This window comes from Galbibacter sp. BG1, assembly GCF_013391805.1.
GTDB lineage: Bacteria > Bacteroidota > Bacteroidia > Flavobacteriales > Flavobacteriaceae > Galbibacter.
Window position 1 is genome coordinate 892,271 of sequence record NZ_CP058364.1, and the last position, 18,718, is coordinate 910,988.

Annotated in this window: 13 protein-coding genes; 10 read left to right on the forward strand and 3 right to left on the reverse strand. The window is 37.9% G+C overall.

Going from position 1 to position 18,718, the window contains the following annotated elements; all coding sequences use genetic code 11:
* The first annotated feature begins 9 nt into the window (after positions 1-9).
* Together mfd and HX109_RS03930 are read left to right on the forward strand one after the other, a co-directional pair.
* On the forward strand, positions 10-3,393 hold the full coding sequence (gene mfd, locus HX109_RS03925) for a transcription-repair coupling factor (protein WP_178949901.1): 3,384 nt from the start codon (positions 10-12) through the stop codon (positions 3,391-3,393).
* Between the two features lie 8 nt (positions 3,394-3,401).
* Positions 3,402-4,703, forward strand: coding sequence for a TlpA family protein disulfide reductase (locus HX109_RS03930; protein WP_178949902.1), 1,302 nt, complete (start codon positions 3,402-3,404; stop codon positions 4,701-4,703).
* 257 nt (positions 4,704-4,960) lie between these two features.
* Here HX109_RS03930 and HX109_RS03935 read toward each other — a convergent pair whose 3' ends face one another.
* Both HX109_RS03935 and HX109_RS03940 read right to left on the reverse strand, forming a co-directional pair.
* Positions 4,961-5,620 carry an aspartate kinase gene (locus HX109_RS03935; protein WP_178949903.1) on the reverse strand — a complete coding sequence of 220 codons (660 nt, stop codon included), beginning with the start codon at positions 5,618-5,620 and terminating at the stop codon, positions 4,961-4,963.
* Between the two features lie 87 nt (positions 5,621-5,707).
* Entirely contained in the window at positions 5,708-6,067 is a 360-nt protein-coding gene (locus HX109_RS03940; RefSeq protein ID WP_178949904.1) for a YraN family protein, read from the reverse strand.
* 205 nt (positions 6,068-6,272) lie between these two features.
* On the opposite strand from HX109_RS03940, the gene HX109_RS03945 reads away from it, so the two are divergent.
* The 7 genes from HX109_RS03945 to HX109_RS03975 all read left to right on the forward strand — a co-directional run bounded on the left by HX109_RS03945 (position 6,273) and on the right by HX109_RS03975 (position 16,340).
* A complete protein-coding gene (locus tag HX109_RS03945; protein WP_178949905.1) occupies positions 6,273-7,727 on the forward strand; it encodes a DUF1800 family protein in 1,455 nt (484 codons plus the stop codon).
* Positions 7,728-7,738: 11 nt separating this feature from the next.
* A complete protein-coding gene (locus HX109_RS03950) occupies positions 7,739-9,427 on the forward strand; it encodes a DUF1501 domain-containing protein (protein WP_178949906.1) in 1,689 nt (562 codons plus the stop codon).
* A 246-nt stretch (positions 9,428-9,673) separates the two neighbouring features.
* On the forward strand, positions 9,674-11,770 hold the full coding sequence (gene metG / locus HX109_RS03955; protein WP_178949907.1) for a methionine--tRNA ligase: 2,097 nt from the start codon (positions 9,674-9,676) through the stop codon (positions 11,768-11,770).
* Position 11,771: 1 nt separating this feature from the next.
* Positions 11,772-12,674 carry a histone deacetylase gene (locus HX109_RS03960; protein ID WP_178949908.1) on the forward strand — a complete coding sequence of 301 codons (903 nt, stop codon included), beginning with the start codon at positions 11,772-11,774 and terminating at the stop codon, positions 12,672-12,674.
* Positions 12,675-12,695: 21 nt separating this feature from the next.
* Entirely contained in the window at positions 12,696-14,819 is a 2,124-nt protein-coding gene (locus tag HX109_RS03965) for a Tex family protein (RefSeq protein ID WP_178949909.1), read from the forward strand.
* Between the two features lie 32 nt (positions 14,820-14,851).
* Positions 14,852-15,700, forward strand: a complete 849-nt coding sequence (locus HX109_RS03970) for a phosphatase PAP2 family protein (RefSeq protein ID WP_178949910.1) — start codon at positions 14,852-14,854, stop codon at positions 15,698-15,700.
* Positions 15,701-15,821: 121 nt separating this feature from the next.
* The gene (locus tag HX109_RS03975) at positions 15,822-16,340 is read left to right on the forward strand and encodes a ferritin (RefSeq protein WP_178949911.1); all 519 of its coding nucleotides are present in this window, start codon (positions 15,822-15,824) and stop codon (positions 16,338-16,340) included.
* Positions 16,341-16,642: 302 nt separating this feature from the next.
* Here HX109_RS03975 and HX109_RS03980 read toward each other — a convergent pair whose 3' ends face one another.
* Complete coding sequence (locus HX109_RS03980; protein ID WP_178949912.1) at positions 16,643-16,981, reverse strand: single-stranded DNA-binding protein; 339 nt, start codon at positions 16,979-16,981, stop codon at positions 16,643-16,645.
* Between the two features lie 183 nt (positions 16,982-17,164).
* On the opposite strand from HX109_RS03980, the gene HX109_RS03985 reads away from it, so the two are divergent.
* Complete coding sequence (locus HX109_RS03985) at positions 17,165-18,685, forward strand: carbon-nitrogen hydrolase family protein (RefSeq protein WP_178949913.1); 1,521 nt, start codon at positions 17,165-17,167, stop codon at positions 18,683-18,685.
* Positions 18,686-18,718: the final 33 nt, after the last annotated feature.

Consider the following 18,718-nt stretch of genomic DNA (forward strand, 5'->3'; position numbering starts at 1 on the left):
TACGTTTAAGTGAGTAACAAGATCACGCCGTCTGGCTTAAGTCAGGTTATAACTGCCTATAAAGAATCTCTGCAACTACAGAAATTAGGGGATTCTATTGCCAATTCTCAAAGTAACACCCATTTAAAAGGTCTCGTAGGATCGTCTCTTTCCATGGTTATGGCGAATGCCTTCAAAGAGGCAGAACGCCCTTTTCTGTTTATTCTGAATGACAAAGAGGAGGCTGCTTATCATCTCAACGATCTAGAACAATTGATTGGTGAAAAAGATGTGCTGTTTTACCCCGGAAGCTACCGGAGGCCTTACCAAATTGAAGAAACCGATAATGCGAATATATTATTAAGGGCAGAAGTGCTCAATAGAATAAATTCCCGGAAGAAACCTGCGGTAATTGTAACCTACCCAGAAGCACTGTTTGAAAAAGTGGTTACCAAAAAAGAACTCGAAAGAAGCACCCTAAAAATAAACCTCAACGATAAACTTTCCATCGATTTTATTAACGAAACGCTTTTTGAATATAAATTTAAAAGAGTAGACTTTGTTACAGAACCAGGGGAGTTTTCGGTACGTGGAGGGATTGTAGACGTATTTTCCTTTTCTAATGACGAGCCTTATAGAATCGAGTTTTTCGGGGATGAAGTAGATAGTATTCGAACTTTCGATGTAGAAACCCAACTTTCCACCGATAAGCTTAAAAAAATAAACATTATACCCAATGTAGAGAACAAATTATTGGAAGAAGATAGGGAAAGCTTCTTAAAATATATCTCTTCAAAAACAGTCGTTTTCATCAAAAATAGCGAATTGTTATTTTCAAGAATAGACGGACTCTTTGCGAAAGCGGAAGAGGCTTTTAAATCACTTTCCCAAGATATTAAGCACGCGCCACCAGAAGAACTTTTTTGTACTGGGAAACTTCTTAAAAGTCAAGTAAAGGAATACAGCGCTGTTGTACTTAATACCCAAAAAATCGAGGAAAATGCGTTTGAAACAGTAACTTTTCAAACCACACCACAACCTTCCTTTAACAAGCAGTTCGATTTACTAATTGAAGATTTAAATAACAACCACGAAAAGGGCTACAAGAATTATATTTTTTGTGTTAGCGATCAGCAGGCCAAGCGCTTTCACGATATTTTCGACGACGTAGACAAAGATGTACATTACCAAACGGTGGTATTTTCTTTGTATCAAGGCTTTATAGACCATGAACACAAACTGGTTTGCTATACCGATCATCAAATATTTGAACGCTACCACAAATTTCAGCTTAAAAATGGATATTCCAAAAAGCAGGCAATCACCCTTAAAGAACTAACCAATCTGGAAATTGGGGACTATGTTACCCATATCGATCACGGAATTGGAACCTTTGGTGGTTTGCAAAAAATTCAGGTAGAAGGAAAACTCCAAGAAGCCATAAAATTAATTTATGGAGAACGGGACATTTTGTATGTGAGCATACATTCGCTCCATAAAATTACCAAATACAACGGGAAAGACGGTAAAACACCTAAAATCTATAAGCTAGGTTCCAGTGCTTGGAAAAATCTTAAAAAGAAGACGAAGAGCAGGGTTAAAGAAATTGCTTTTAACCTTATTAAACTATACGCCAAGCGAAAGACGGAAAAAGGATTTCAGTACGGTCCCGATAGTTATCTGCAAAACGAACTGGAAGCTTCCTTTATTTATGAAGATACTCCAGACCAAAGCAAAGCCACGGAAGATGTAAAACAAGATATGGAGAGTCCGCAACCTATGGACAGACTTGTTTGCGGCGATGTAGGTTTTGGTAAAACAGAGGTCGCCATCCGGGCAGCTTTCAAGGCAGTAGACAACGGCAAACAGGTTGCAGTATTGGTACCTACCACTATTTTGGCTTTTCAGCACCATAAAACATTTACAGAAAGGTTAGCAGATATGCCGGTTACCATAGAATACCTTAACCGATTTAGAACTGCCAAAGAAAAACGTGATACCCTAGAACGCCTTGCCGAAGGTAAAGTAGATATCATTATTGGGACGCATCAACTGGTAAATAAAAATGTGAAATTTAAAGATCTGGGTCTTCTAATTGTAGATGAAGAACAAAAGTTTGGGGTAGCCGTAAAAGACAAATTAAAAACCATCAAGGAAAATGTAGATGTGCTTACACTTACAGCTACGCCTATACCGAGAACGCTTCAGTTTAGTTTGATGGCGGCAAGGGATCTGTCGGTTATTACAACTCCCCCACCAAACCGATATCCTATTGAAAGTAATGTCATTCAGCTGAATGAAGAGGTAATCCGAGATGCCGTTTCTTATGAAATCCAACGGGGCGGACAAGTATTTTTTATACACAACCGTATTGAAAACATAAAGGAAGTAGCTGGTATGGTACAGCGACTTGTTCCGGATGCCAAAATTGGTATCGGACATGGGCAAATGGATGGAAAAAAACTAGAACAGTTGATGTTGAACTTTATGAGGGGCGATTTCGATGTTTTGGTTGCCACCTCTATTATTGAAAGCGGACTGGATGTACCAAACGCCAATACTATTTTTATAAACAACGCCAATAATTTTGGATTGTCAGACCTTCACCAAATGCGTGGCCGGGTGGGGCGTAGCAACAAAAAGGCATTTTGCTATTTTATAACTCCTCCGTATTCGGCTATGACAGATGATGCCCGAAAACGAATTCAGGCTTTAGAACAGTTTACTGAACTTGGAAGCGGATTCAATATCGCGATGAAAGATCTCGAAATTCGCGGTGCCGGTGATATTTTGGGCGGGGAACAAAGTGGGTTTATGAATGAAATTGGTTTCGACACCTACCAAAAAATTCTTCAGGAAGCCATCGAAGAACTTAAAGAAAATGAATTTGCCGATCTATACGATGCTCCAAAGGACGCCGATAAGGTTTATGTGAAAGAAACCCAATTGGACACCGATTTTCAATTGTTGTTCCCAGACGATTACATCAATGCCATTACCGAACGCCTCAACCTCTACAACGAATTGAGCAATTTAAAAACAGAAGATGAGCTAGAGACCTACGAACAAAGGCTTGTAGACCGTTTTGGCGAACTCCCAAAAGAAGCAAACGATTTACTTAACAGTGTTCGCATCAAGTGGTTGGCCACTCAAATTGGCTTGGAACGCATCATATTAAAGCAAGGGAAAATGGTTGGGTATTTTGTCGCCGATCAACAGAGCAGTTTTTACCAAAGCGACCGCTTTAGAAAAGTGCTACAATACATACAAACACACCCCAAAATTGGAAAAATAAAAGAAAAGCAAACCCGAAATGGCCTAAGATTGCTAATAACCTTTGAAAATATAAAGACCGTTAACAAGGCACTTAACACTTTACAACCATTTGCAGAACCAGCTTACGCAGAATCTTAAAATCCCCAATGAAAAAAATTAGCATTCTTTTTTTACTTATCCCATTATTTACCTTAGCACAATTTAAAATCTCTGGTACTTTTAACCCAAAAGAGAAATTTAGCCAAGTTTTCCTATATCAGGTTACCGCCAAAGCTCCAGCGTATATCTCTTACACCTCTATAAATAAAGAAGGTGCTATGGAAATTCCTTTGGAAAAAGATTTTAAAGCTGGAATGTACAGGCTCGTTTTTGGAGTTCCTCAAGATGAATATTACTTCGATTTTATCTTCAACGGAAAAGAAAATATCTCCTTTGAATATGTTCTAACCGAAGGTGCCACCTTTTTAACTTCGGAAGAAAATCTGCTTTTGCAAGAATACAATACCAAAGCCGATGAGGCAAAAGCACTACTTGGTGAAGTATTCAAACCAAATGTCTCAGAAAAAACATTTTTGAATGTCTTTCATGCAATAGACGCGGTTCAAAACACTTATGAAACAGAGAGTGAAGGTATGATTGCACATCATTTTATAAAAACTGGCCGTATTCCCATTCCAAAGAAAAAGATTTCCTTAAAGCAATACATCAGCTTGGAAAAGGATCATTTTTTTAATCATATTGATTTTAATGATCCGGTTTTACAGCAGTCAGAATATTTAATAAATGCATCAACCATTTATGTATTTCGGTTTGCCGAAAAAGAAAATGACAAAGCATACAAAGAGAATATCGATTTTATAGCCTCTAAAGTGGATGATAATTTCAGTGTAAAAAAATCGATTATGGAGTCTTTGTGGAACGATTTTTCGCAAGAAGAAAATGCTGAGGTTGCCAATTATATAGCCGACACTTATTTATTGAAATTGGCCAAAGCTTATAACGACCAAAAATTAATTATGGCCATAAATGCCTTTCAAAAAACTGGGATTGGGGCCAAAGTCCCTAATTTTAATCTTGGTAACTCCCAAACTTTGTACGATTTGGAGGAGGCCAACAACTATTTGCTTATTTTTTGGAGCAGCACTTGCTCGCATTGTTTAAAGGAAATTCCAGAAGTGAAAGATTTTTTAAATTCACACAATGTAAGCACGAAGCAGCTTCAAGTAGTAGCTTTTGGTTTAGAAGACGATGAACACCCATGGAAAGACACTATTAAAAACTATCCAGATTTCATCCATGTATTTGGAGCTGGAAAGTGGGATAATCAAACTGCTGTGGAATACAGCATTATGGCCACCCCTACTTATTTTTTACTGGATAACAGTAAAAGAATTCTCGCAAAGCCCGAAACTTTGGAAGATCTAAAAAAATCGATTGACGATTTGTAAATTTTTTGCGAAGCTTTAAGCAGCTTAAAACTTATTTTTCAGTAGACATTCAAAGAGTTCAATTCTCAATAAACCGTTTCCCAAAAACTTAAAATCTTATCCTTAAACCAGAAAGGTATGCGGTTAAGCAGCAATAGACAAATTCTCAAACCCTTTTAAGCTGTGCGAGCAACTTTTTGAACTCTTCATACTTCCATAGATTATATAGAGATAGAGTTTGTGAGGTAAAACTAAATTTTTAACTCGTAAAATAGCGCCTAAAGTCCTTTTAAGTCTTTAATCACCTTAAAAGCAACATCAATTTGGTCTTCCCCAACGATAATGGTGAATTCGTTGGTAGTAGAAATTACTTCATGCAAAATAATACCTTCCCACGCCAATCGCTGAAAAATAAAATAATAGATTCCAGGTATAACAACATTTTCTTCTGGAAGCTTTACACTTATGGAGGAAAGTTTATCTATTTTTTGAGTCAGCTTCTCATCCTTAAAAATGTTTTCCACGATATCGTTCATGGAGTCGCTCACCACAATATTGGTTTCGTTCACCCCACGGGAAGAAGTATAAAAAACATCTTTATTATCCGTAATTTCCTGCAATAACCGTGCTTGCTTGTTTAAAATGGTGTCGGATAATAAAAATGTGTAGTCTATTAAAGATGAACGCACAGTAATCTCCCCTATGTTTTTTAAAACCTTGAGGATTCGGTGAGTAGCGCGAAATTCCAATTCAGAGGAAAGTCTTTTTAGCGCCATGACAATAGCTCCATTACGCACATCCTTTCCTAATTGTTCTTCAATCTCTGGCTTAATGTTTCTGGAAAGAGAGGTAAGATTAATAATCCCTTGCGCCAAGGCGCTCTGTAAAAAAGGTTTCGACTTAATGTAGTTTTCTACAATGGATGAAATTGTTTTCATTATCTGGTTTGGTTTTAGGAGCAGTAAAATTAAGTCAACTTTTTTTCAAAAACAAAAAATAAAACGAAATGTTTTATTTATAACAATTCAAAAATGATAGAAGGCATCTTCAATATGTTCGATCTCATATTTATCCTTATTCTTTACTACTGCAACAATATCGAAACGCGTTTCCAAATCAATGTTATTTTCATTCAGATAAAAGTCCATCGCTTTTACCATCAACTTTATCTTTTTTTTATTTACAAAGCTCTGTGGATCACCAAAAAAGGATGAGCTACGTGCCTTAACCTCCACTGCTACTATCCTATTATTTATGGCGGCAATAATGTCTACTTCCGCCCGATCGTAAAAATAATTTATCTCCAAAATATCATAGCCTTTACTCTTTAAAAGCTCTACTGCCATTTTTTCTGCCTTCTTACCAAATTCGTTATGCGTAGCCATATTTTTAAGATTCCTTATAGGAAATAATGTCTTAATATATAATTTTCTGGTATTAAAACCATTAGTTAACAACAAAGTATTTAATACTTTAGAAAAATTGTTTACTTTTAAGCGCCCTAAATTATTATTATGAACGTCATCTTTTTTAAGATACTCACCGTATATTATTTAAGTTGACCCATGTTCTACTAAAAACCTAAAAAGAATGCTAGCAAAAACCAACTGTAACACAGCCTCCTTAGCTCCTTTTACTCAACCTTTAGAGGAAAAACAAATTTTGCACTTGTACAGGAGAGCTGGTTTTGGAGTTCCTTTTGGCACCTTACAATCTCATATTGGTAAATCTGCCACCCAATTGGCGACCGAAGTTATTGAGGAAGCCATAAACATGCCTTTAACAGAAGAACCTGAGTGGTCTACTTGGGACAATACTTTTTATCCTGAAGATGGGGACGAGAGCAGAGATATAAAAAGAACCCAAATTAGTCAATGGAAAGAAGCTTATGTAACCGATTTACGCATCAATAACTTGCGGGATCGCATGAGTTTCTTTTGGCACAACCACTTTGTTACAGAATTGCGGGAATACGATTGTCCTTCTTATCTATATGAATATATCACCTTACTACAAACGCACTCTTTAGGAAATTTTAGAACGTTTGTATACGATATAGGCATAAACAATGCAATGCTTAAATATTTGAATGGGGACAAAAGTGGAAAAGGGAATCCCAATGAGAACTATGCTCGGGAATTGTACGAACTTTTCACCATGGGAGAAGGTATTGGATACACCGAAGAAGATATTAAAGAAACAGCACGTGCCTTAACAGGTTACGTAAAACGCGATGAAGGTTGCGGACCTATTCTTTTTAATCCAAATGCATTTGATACTAAAAGTAAAACCATTTTTGGACAAACTGGTGCTTGGGGATACGACGATGTGATTAATATATTATTTGCAGAAAGACCCAATGAAATTGCCACTTTTGTCTGTGGAAAACTTTATGAGTTTTTTGTAAACCCCTTACAAGTTCCAGAAATAACACAAGATCTGGCAGCCACTTTTATCGCTAACGATTTTGAATTGGCTCCGGTATTGGCGCAGTTATTTGCGAGTCAGCATTTCTTCGATGAGGAAGCTAAAGGAGTTATTATAAAAAGTCATTTCGATGTGTTTTATAATTTCACCAACGAAACAGGTTTTCAAACCACCAACGATATGGTTTTGGATGGGGTAAATATTTGCCGCATGATAGGCCAAGAGGTTTTTAATCCTGTTGATGTGGCAGGATGGCAACGCGATCGCGACTGGATTGGGCCTAGTACGCTTATTGGCAGATGGAAAATGCTCGAATTTTATTTAAATGAAACCTATGCGCTCAACGAAGATCAATTTTCGAACCTAGCCATAGACCTCGCCGGTGGCCCCGGTAATATTGATCCAGAAGATATCACTCGAAAAATTGTAGATTGGTTTTTACCTTTAGGATTTCATTCCCCAGAAGATTATGAAATTGCTACCGATATTTTTAAAAGTGATGTTCCCGAGAATTATTTTGAGGATGGCTCTTGGAACTTACTTTCCTCTTACGCATCCAAACAGGTTCTAGACCTTTTACAGCACCTTATCAAACAGCCAGAATTTCAACTTAAATAACCTACAAGCTCATGTGCAATCAACATTATACTCCGTTTAACAATAAAGAAAAACACGATGAAGAACACGAGAAATGGACTCGCCGTTCTTTTTTACAAGCTTTAGGTCTTGCAGGATCTGGCTCCATGCTCCTTGGTGGAAATATTTTATCGGCCTCATCACCCTCTCCGCTTACGGCTGCTTTGGAAGCTTCAGAAAATGACAATATTCTAATTTTAATACGGTTGAATGGTGGTAACGATGGACTGAATACTATTATTCCAGCCTACGATTTTGATAGATACGCAAATTTTAGACCTAAAATACACATCCCGTTTAACAACCTTACCCGTTTGAACGATGCTTTCTATATGCCTAAGTATATGGAAAATCTGGAAAAACTATGGGGAGAGGGCGGTATGAAAGTAGTTCATGGTGTGGGTTACGAGAATCATAATATGTCTCACTTTAGCTCTTCAGATATTTTTGCTTCAACAGATGTAAACAATAGAACCAATACTGGTTGGATGGGTAGATATTTTGACAATCACGGAGATTTCTCAAACTATCTCTTAAATCCGCCTTCAGATCCAGCGGCCATCCAGGTAGGAAATATTGGAAATCTAATATTTCAAGGAGATGATGTAAACTATGCATTTACCATAAATAACGTTACCGAACTGGAACGTATTGCGGAAGAGGGTGTGGTACATAGTTTAAGCGACCTTATTCCAGATTGTACTTACGAAGAGCAATTATACTTTTTAAGGGGTGCTGCAAATACAACCTATGAATATTCTGGTATTATTTCCAACGCCTTTAAAGCTGCACAAAATAGTGTAGAATACCCAAATGGTTCTTTGGGAAGACAACTGGCAACGGTTTCTAGATTGATTAAAGGTGGGTTGGGAACTAAAATATACATGGTTAGTATTGGTGGTTTCGATACGCATTCTGCGCAGCCAGAGAGACACCAAAATTTAATGACCGAAATTGCTGATTCTGTAGATGCCTTTTATCAGGATCTGGAAGCAGGAGGGCACCACAAACGTGTATTGAGCATGACGTTCTCTGAATTTGGAAGGAGAGTCTACGAAAATGGTTCTTTTGGTACCGACCATGGTACGTCGGCACCTATGTTGCTTTTTGGCCCAGGAATGGAAGGTCAAGGCTTTATTGGGGAGCATCCAGACCTTAATGATTTAATAAGGGGAGGCAACCTAAAGACTTCTGTAGATTTTAGGGATGTTTATGCATCTATAATGTCCGAATGGCTTTGCATCGATAATAATTTGGTGAGTGCAGCGCTTAACGGCCAAACTGCCACTTTATTAGGACTCGGTCTCACATGTTCTTCTTCAGACAACACAACCATCGAAGGGGAAGGCCCCATTGTAGATGGCGGCACCCCAATGCCAGACGTTATAGAACCTCCAACACCAGAGTTTGAAAATGCTACCTCCTTCGAGCATTTCCCTTCTTATGGAGAAGACAAAAATGTCTATGTTAATTATACAGTTCCAACAGCTGCCCATTTGGTTATTAAGCTTTACAACATTCTTGGACAAGATCTAGGAACCATTGTAAACGAAATGTCTTTTGAGGGGCAACACAAGGTAAATATTACCGAAGCAGCTAAAAAATCCTTTAATCGCGGACAGTATATTTATAGCATTTCTTATAACGGGAAAAATTACAGTAAATCTATTGTTTTAAGTTAGTTGACATTGTTTTTAAAGCTCTAGAAACCTAAGGTTTTTAGAGCTAAAATGGAGCGCTAATTTTACCCATTTAACATATAGTAGCTTCTCTAAGAATGTGGAGATTTAAGTTCTCCTACTAGCTCCATGATGGCCTAAAAAATCAACTCATTTTAGCCGGCTAACAATGGTGCTATTTGTTTATGCTTAATTCGTATTAAACTCTGTTGAAAATCCTTATTTTTGTGACTTCAATAAATTTTGAAAATGTCACAACACTATAACGATACCCCACAAAATAAAGATAGATTTACCATTACGGCTGCATTGCCCTATACCAATGGCCCAATTCATATTGGACATTTGGCCGGTGTCTATGTTCCTGCAGATATTTATGCACGTTATCTGCGTTTAATTGGTAAAGATGTCGCTTTTATCTGCGGAAGTGATGAGCATGGAGTTGCCATCCCAATGAAAGCGAAAAAAGAAGGGGTAACACCTCAAGAAATTATTGACAAATACAACGGGATTATAAAAAAGTCTTTTGAAGATTTTGGTATTTCGTTTGACAATTATTCGCGTACCTCTGCAGAGATCCATCATAAAACCGCTTCGGAATTTTTTAAAAAAATGTACGAAGAAGGAAAATTCATTGAAGAAGTAACAGAACAACTTTACGATGAAGAAGCACAACAGTTTCTTGCCGATCGTTTTGTGGTGGGTACATGCCCTAAATGTGGGCATGATGGCGCCTACGGAGATCAATGTGAAAACTGTGGGAGCTCGTTAAATGCCACCGACCTTATAGAACCGAAATCTACCATTACTGGCTCTGTTCCAGTTTTAAGGGAAACTAAACACTGGTTTTTACCCTTAGACCAATACGACACATTTTTAAGGGAATGGATTATTAAAGGGCATAAAAAAGATTGGAAACCTAACGTATACGGTCAAGTAAAAAGTTGGATCGATGAAGGGTTAAGGCCCCGAGCCGTAACCAGGGATCTCGATTGGGGCATCCCAGTTCCTGTGGAAGGTGCCGAAGGAAAAGTTTTATATGTTTGGTTCGACGCCCCTATCGGTTATATTTCCTCTACCAAAGAATGGGCTGCCCGGGAAGGAAAAGATTGGGAACCCTATTGGAAAGATTCTAGGCTCATCCATTTTATTGGAAAAGATAATATTGTTTTTCACTGCATTATTTTTCCTGCAATGCTCCAAGCTCATGGGGAATATATCTTACCAGAAAACGTTCCCGCCAACGAATTTTTAAATTTGGAAGGCAATAAATTGTCTACTTCCAAAAATTGGGCGGTTTGGTTGCATGAATATTTAGAAGATTTCCCAGAGAAACAAGATGTATTGCGTTATACCCTAACGGCAAACGCACCAGAAACCAAGGATAACGATTTTACATGGAAGGATTTTCAGTCTAGAAACAACAACGAATTGGTAGCCATCTTCGGAAACTTTATCAATCGTGTTATTGTTTTGAGTCAGAAATACTACGACGGTATCGTTCCAGAACCAGCGGCTTTTAGTGATATTGATACAAAAACACTTCAGGAATTGAAAAAATACCCTGAAATTATTTCAAACTCCATAGAAAAGTACCGGTTTAGGGAAGCATCCCAAGAACTTATGAATTTAGCGAGGTTAGGTAACAAATACTTAGCCGATGAAGAACCTTGGAAAGTTATCAAACAGGATGAAGAGCGCGTTAAAACGATTATGTATGTAGCGTTGCAAATCGCCACTGGGCTAGCAGTTCTTAGTGAGCCATTTTTACCATTCACTTCCAAGAAACTAAAAGAAATGCTTGCTTTTAATGGTTTGGAAAATGATTTGAAATGGAACGATATAACCGAGAAGGAGATACAACTTCCGGCCGGCCACAAACTGGAAAAAGCATCTTTGCTGTTTACAAAAGTAGAAGACGACGAAATTCAAAAACAACTGGATAAATTGGAAGCGACCAAAAAAGAAAATCGAGCTGCCGAAGCTAAAAATACCCCAAAAGTAGCTCCACAAAAAGAGATTATTAATTTTGACGATTTCTCCAAATTAGATTTAAGGGTTGGAACCATTCTAGAAGCTGAAAAAATGCCAAAAGCAGACAAACTTCTGGTTTTAAAAGTAGATACGGGAATTGACACCAGAACCATCGTTTCTGGGATTGCCAAAAGTTTTAAACCTGAAGCCATTATAGGCAAAAAAGTTACGGTACTCGTAAATCTGGCGCCGAGAAAGTTAAGGGGTGTAATGAGTGAAGGAATGATTTTAATGACCGAGGACACCGAAGGTAAACTCACTTTCGTGAACCCCGATACTCAAGATGTAAATTCTGGAGAATCCATAAATTAGAATGCTTAAAATAGCATATCATCCAATTTATCAGCATCCGCTACCAGAGGGGCATCGTTTTCCTATGATTAAATACGATTTATTGCCCAAGCAGTTGTTGCATGAAGGGGTTTGTACCAAGGAAAACTTTTTCGAACCTTCCTTGCCTAGTGATGACGATATTTTAAGAGTGCATACAGCCGAATACTACGAAGACCTAAAAAACCAGAGCCTAAAGCCTAGCGCCGCCCGAAAAATTGGTTTTCCTATTTCGGAGGAATTGGTTAAAAGAGAAGTTATTATTGCCGATGGCACCATGAAAGGTTGTTTGCATGCGCTGGAAAATGGAATATCTATGAATATCGCAGGTGGAACACATCATGCCTATTCAAATCACGGGGAAGCTTTTTGTCTATTGAACGATCAAGCCATCGCCGCGAGGTATCTTCAGCAGCAAAAGCTAGCGAAGAAAGTTTTGATGGTAGATCTAGACGTTCATCAAGGCAACGGCACCGCAGAGATTTTTGAACGGGATAACTCTGTATTTACATTTTCCGTACACGGAAAAAACAACTATCCGTTTAAAAAAGAACAAAGTGATTTAGACATTGCCCTAGACGATAACTGTGGGGATGAGGAATACCTCTCTATTCTTAACAAAGAACTCCCGAAGCTCATCAACGCCCAGAAACCAGATTTTATTTTTTATTTATGCGGGGTAGATGTTATTAAAGGCGATAAACTTGGTAGGCTGGGCTTAACAATCGATGGTTGCAAAAAAAGGGATGAATTGGTGCTTTCGTTATGCCAAAAACTAGACATTCCAGTGCAATGCAGCATGGGAGGTGGTTATTCCCCTGATATTAAAACCATTGTAAATGCGCATACCAACACTTTTAAAGTCGCGCAAGAACTGTTTTTTTAACTGTTTCATCATTTCAAGAAAATGCAATTATTAAGTTATATAGAAAAGCGGGTAACCATCCCCAAAAAAAGTATAGAAAACACGGTAGCGCTCATCGATCAAGATTGCACTATCCCTTTTATTTCACGTTACCGGAAGGAAGCCACGGGAAACTTAGATGAAGTTCAGGTTGGAGAGATCGTTAATTTAAAAAAAGAGTTTGAAACGCTTCAAAAGAGAAAGGAAAGTATTTTAAAATCTTTGGAAGAACAGGAGGTTTTAAGTTCAGAATTAAATAAAAAAATCGAAGCCTTAGATAATCTAGTCGATTTAGAAGACCTCTATCTCCCCTACAAGAAAACGAGAAAAACCAAGGCAGATACTGCAAGGGAAAATGGATTGGAGCCTTTGGCAAAAATTATAATGGCGCAAAATGCCAATGATTTAGAGTTTATTGCATCAAAATACATTGGAAACCAAATAACTTCTCCCGAAGAAGCTTTGGAAGGTGCCAGACATATTATAGCAGAATGGATAAATGAGCGTATCGATATTAGAAACGCTTTAAGAAACCAATACAACAGATTCGCAGAAATAACCACTAAGGTTGTAAAGTCTAAAGCCAGTGAGGAAGCTGCACAAAAATTCCGAGATTATTTCGATTGGAACGAGCACTTAAAACGCTGTCCGTCTCATCGTCTTTTGGCAATTCTAAGAGCTGAGAAAGAAGGCTTTGTTAAGGTAAAAATTTCTGTAGAAGAAGAGCGCGCTATCGATTTTATTGAAAAAAAAGTACTAAAATCCAACAATGAGTGTGCAAAAGAGATTACCGTTGCCATAAAAGATGCGTTTAAGAGATTGTTGGCACCAGCAATAGCCAATGAAACCTTATCGAACGCAAAGGAAAATGCCGATGAAACAGCTATAGCTGTGTTTGTAAAGAATTTGCAGCAATTGCTATTGAGTCCGCCCCTTGGCGAAAAAACAGTTTTGGCAATAGACCCGGGCTTTAGAACCGGTTGCAAAGTGGTTTGCTTAGACAAGCAAGGTAAATTAGTGCATAACGAAACTATCTATCCACACGAACCACGTAAAGAAGCTACCCAGGCCATTAAAAAAATAAGCACCCTGGTTAATGCTTATAAAATAGAAGCGATTGCCATAGGAAATGGGACGGCGTCTAGGGAAACCGAAACCCTCATTAAAAAAATTAGATTCGACAGGGAAGTACAGGTTTTTGTAGTGAGCGAGGCAGGAGCTTCTATTTATTCGGCCTCTAAAATTGCTAGGGAAGAATTCCCCAACTACGATGTAACCGTTAGGGGGGCTGTTTCCATTGGCCGAAGATTATCGGATCCGCTTGCAGAATTGGTAAAAATTGATGCTAAATCGATTGGGGTAGGACAATACCAGCACGATGTAGACCAAACAAAGCTCAAGGCATCACTCGACCGCGTGGTAGAAAGTTGTGTAAACAAAGTAGGGGTAAATGTAAATACTGCCAGTAAATCCCTTTTGAGTTACGTTTCCGGAATCGGTGAAAAATTAGCAGAAAATATTGTTAATTATCGAGATATAAACGGAGCTTTTCAAACTCGGGAAGCAATTAAAAATGTACCCAGACTTGGAAATAAAGCTTTTGAACAAAGTGCTGCTTTTCTGCGGATAAAAGATGCAGAAAATCCATTGGACGACTCGGCAGTTCACCCAGAAAGCTATTCAGTAGTAGAAAAAATGGCAGGCGATTTAAAAGTTGGCATAAAAGACCTTATTGGAAACCAAGCTTTGATTAAGAGCATCCCTCTTGAAAAATATACTACCGAAAAAGTAGGTCTACCAACACTTTTAGATATTGCCAAGGAATTGGAAAAACCGGGAATAGACCCCCGTGAAAAAGCAAAGATGTTTGAATTCGACCCGAATGTGAAAACGATCAAGGATCTCACAACCGGTCAAATTCTACCGGGAATAGTAAACAATATTACCAATTTCGGGTGTTTTGTAGATATCGGTATAAAGGAAAGCGGCCTTGTACATATTTCTCAACTCACCGATGGTTTTGTAAGTGATGTTAATGAAATTGTAACGCTACAACAGCATGTTAAAGTGAAAGTAATGGAGGTAGATCTCGACAGAAAGCGTATTCAACTGTCTATGAACTTCTAAAAGTTTGAGCATTTTAATCAGTTTTAATTTTCATGCGTCAATTAAATATCAAAATAGTACTATTAGCGGTTTTCCTGATATCTATTTCCGCAAAATCCCAAAACACAGACTTTCTGTCTAAGGATGCCACCCGTTGGCAAATGTTTAAGTACGACACCGGAAATATGTTTAAAGGTATTCTGTATTCTTACAGTAGACCGTTTCATTGGGAGAGAAAACAATGGACCCAATTTGGGGTGGTAGCAGGGGTTTCCTCCGTCGCTTATATTTTCGATAATCAAACCAGTGAATATTTTACCACCCAAGTTAGTCACGTACCCCAAATAATTAGGGATTACGGTTGGTATTATGGGAGTCCACAAAACAATTACATGCTCACGGGTGCTGTTTATTTAACAGGTTTGGCACTAAAAAATGAAAAACTACGAAGAACAGGAGTGTTATTGATATCCTCTGCTTCTGCTGCCGGTTTACTTCAACAAGTAAGTAAAATAGCTTTTGGAAGGGCGCGCCCAAGAAGTGGAGATGATAAAAACGTTTTTTACCCTTTTACATCAGATAAGGATTATCATTCCTTTCCATCGGGTCATACCATTTTAGCATTTACAAATGCTTATGCCATTGCCAAACAATTTAAAAATCCGTGGCTTAAAGGCGGTATTTACGCCGTGGGTTTAATCCCGGGAATTTCCAGACTGTGGGAAGGAGCGCATTGGCTCTCTGATGTAATGGTGAGCGTGGCGATAAGCATCGCTACAGTAGAAGCAATAGATAAATACCTCGACTCTAAATACGAAGAGAAATACAATGCCAAAAAGAAAGATGTAAGCTGGGATTTAACTATTGGGGTAGGACAATTGGGAGTGGCTCTAACTTTCTAGCCGCACACGGCATTCAAACCGTAGCTTTTCTTAAAAAATAACTTGGCTGAACTGTTGGGAATACTAACTTTCCAGCGATTTTTAATAAATAATTGTTTAAATTTATTGAAAATAGACCACCATGTTAAAAGAAAAGATAGAAAAGGCGCTAAACAAACAAGTTCGTGTAGAGGCAGAATCTTCACAAATATATTTAGCGATGGCCTGTTGGGCAGAGGTTAAAGGCCTGGAAGGTGTTGCGCAGTTTATGTACGACCAATCGCATGAAGAACGAGAGCATATGTTAAAACTGGTAAAGTTTATAAATGAAAGGGGCGGTCATGCAAAAATTTCTGCTTTAAAAGAACCCAATGTAACCTTTAAAAGTTTTCAGGAAATGTTTGAAAAATTATTCGAACATGAAGTTTTTGTTTCGGAGAGTATTAATGACTTAGTACACATAACTTTAGAAGAAAAAGACTATTCCACCCATAATTTCCTTCAATGGTATGTTGCAGAACAAATTGAAGAAGAAGCTATGGCACGCACTATTCTGGATAAAATTAATTTAATCGGGGACGATAAAGGCGGATTATACCTCTTCGATCGTGATATTCAGCAATTAACAGTTACCAGTTCGGCTTCCATTCCTCCAGAATAATATGAAGAAAAAAGTGTTAAATTTTATTTAGATTAAGTATAAATAAATATATTTGTCCACGGTAATCAAACATTTATCTCCGTTGGGTAAAAAGAAAAAAGATAAAGAGAAGAAAAAAAACAAGAAGGTTAAAGAGCTAAAAGAAAAAGGGCTCAAATCTAAATGTTGCAATAAATATCAAAAAAGCGAATCGAAAAGGTGTAACCGTTGCCCCTGTTTCGATTTACTTAAAGAAACGGCTGCTTAAGTCATATAAAAATGGCGGATTTTGTAAAATCCGCCATTTTTATTTCCAATCTCAACTAGCTTGTTTTCCCGAGCATTAATACCTCATTGCAACTAATTTCTGTTATGTACCGCTTTATCCCTTCTTTATCGATATAACTTCGTGAAGTAAGCTTTCCTTCAATGGCAACTTCATTTCCACGGGACAGGTATTTTTCAACGATTTCTGCTGTCTTCCCCCACGCCACAATGTTATGCCACTGTGTATCTTTAACAATTTCCCCTGCCTGATTTTTATAACTTTCATTGGTGGCAATGGAAAACTTAGCCAATTTTTTTCCGCTCTCTAAATTGATAATCTCAGGATCATTTCCTAAATTACCTAAAAGCTTTACACTGTTTCTTAAACTGTTCATAATAATAAAATTTAAAAGATTAATACTGAATTTTAATTGTACTTTCGATTCACTGAATTGAACAATGCAAAGATTATTCAGCCGCAATGGTTTACTCGGTTCTTACTTGGTTACTTTCGTTTAAATTCGGTTGTAATCATTTGTAAACGTTTGTAAACCCTTATTTAAAATGATTGATATCCTATGGAGACCATAAGTAAAATAGAATTGAGAAATCTTCAAATTGAAGATTATTTAGAATTGAGATCGTCTATGATAGAGGCTTACAGCGACCTAAAAGATGATCCTTGGAGAGAACATGAAATTGAAAAATTACTTACCATTTTTCCGCAGGGACAATTGGTGGTCTTGGTAGATGAGAAAGTCGTGGGCTGCGCATTGTCTTTAATTTTAGACGAAAAAGACATCGACGATAACCATACCTACGAAGAAATTACGGGCAATTACACCTTCTCCACGCACAATTCCCAAGGAAATATCTTGTACGGAATCGATGTCTTTATCCACCCTAAATACCGCGGCTTACGTTTGGGAAGAAGACTATACGATAAGCGAAAGGAATTAACGGAGCAATTAAATCTTAAGGCCATTGTGTTTGCCGGAAGAATCCCTAATTACAAAAAGTACGCAGATGACATAAGTCCTAAGCAATACATCGAAAAGGTGAGAATGAAAGAGCTTTTCGATCCCGTATTGGCCTTTCAGTTAAGCAACGATTTTCACGTAAAGAAAATCATGAAAAACTACTTGGAAGGCGATACCCATTCGTTGGACTACGCAGTGCTTATGGAGTGGAACAATATTTATTACGATAAGAGTCCGAAACTAATCAATTCTGAAAAGTCCATCGTCCGTTTGGGGCTTATTCAATGGCAAATGCGCCCTTTAAAAAATTTGGATGCCTTATTTGAGCAAGCTGAATTTTTTATCGATGCCGTTTCTGGTTACGAAAGCGATTTTGCATTGTTCCCAGAGTTATTTACCGCCCCCCTAATGGCAGATTACAACCACTTAAATGAGGCAGACGCCATTAGGGAGCTGGCCAAGTACACAGAACCGATTCATCAAAAATTTAAAGAATTTGCTATTTCCTACAACATCAATATCATTACCGGAAGCATGCCCAATATTATCGATGGCAATCTTTACAATTCTGGTTTTTTATGCAAACGGGATGGTTCTTCAGAAATGTATACCAAAATCCACATTACTCCCAATGAAATTGCACATTGGGGAATGAAAGGTGGCGACGTTATAAAAACGTTCGATACCGATTGTGGTAAAATTGGTATTATTATTTGCTACGATGTGGAATTTCCAGAACTCAGCAGGTTATTGGCCGATGAGGGAATGCAAATTTTGTTCGTACCATTTTTAACTGACACCCAGAATGGTTATACCCGCGTAAAAAGTTGTTCGCAAGCACGCGCTATAGAAAACGAATGTTATGTGGCCATTGCAGGATGTGTAGGTAACTTACCGCGCGTAAACAACATGGATATTCAATATGCACAAGCCGCAGTTTTAACGCCATCAGATTTTGCTTTCCCCAATAATGGAATTAAAGCAGAAGCCACTCCAAACACCGAAATGACGTTGCTGGTAGATGTAAATATAGAATTGCTAAAAGAACTCCACGAACACGGAAGCGTGCGTATTTTAAAAGACCGCAGAACCGACCTCTACGAAGTGAGAAAAAAATAGTATCTTTAGAGGAATTACTCTTCTAAAGATGCT